Raw genomic sequence first — 513 nt, 5'->3', positions numbered from 1 at the left:
CTCGCCCTGAATGCTAAAGCCATCGCAGTCCAGCAGCGCGATATAAAGGCTGTCGCGATAGAAACGCAGGTTGACCGGCTTCATATCGATAACCCGGTGCTGTCGGGCATGCAGCGCCGATACCAGGGTGGCAAGGTTGCTGGCCAGACTGACTTTTGCGCCTATCCCTTCCGGCAGATGGTGCGCCTTCGCCTGCCGTGCCTGTAAAATATACTCCAGCTCAATGGTGCGCTGGGTGTCGAGAACCGGCATGACAAAGCCCACTACGCGCTTGCGCTCGTCGTAGAGCAAATAGTCGGGCCATGCCAACTGGACAATCGACTCACCTTCCGCGGGGGCGGGGATCTCAGGCCGCTGCGACAGCATGGCGTTGAGCTTGCGCTGGTAGTAAGCGGTATCGGTCTGCGGATGGTAAAGTTTAGCAACGCGGGAAGGGTCATCCGCCAGGAAATAAACACTCCCCGCGCCGCCGCTCTTGATCAGTTTCCCCAGACGTACCGTGCGGCGCTGTCC

General features: G+C 59.5%; 1 pseudogene. It reads right to left on the bottom strand.

The features are described 5' to 3' along the window. Positions 1-513, bottom strand: a pseudogene (locus tag CWM53_RS19365) (DNA-binding protein); the annotation flags it as partial.

The sequence above is a fragment of the Klebsiella sp. A-Nf5 genome (assembly GCF_002810545.1).
GTDB lineage: Bacteria > Pseudomonadota > Gammaproteobacteria > Enterobacterales > Enterobacteriaceae > Klebsiella > Klebsiella variicola.
The sequence above is the reverse complement of the archived record's forward strand: the minus strand, read 5'-3'. Positions and strand labels throughout refer to the sequence as shown.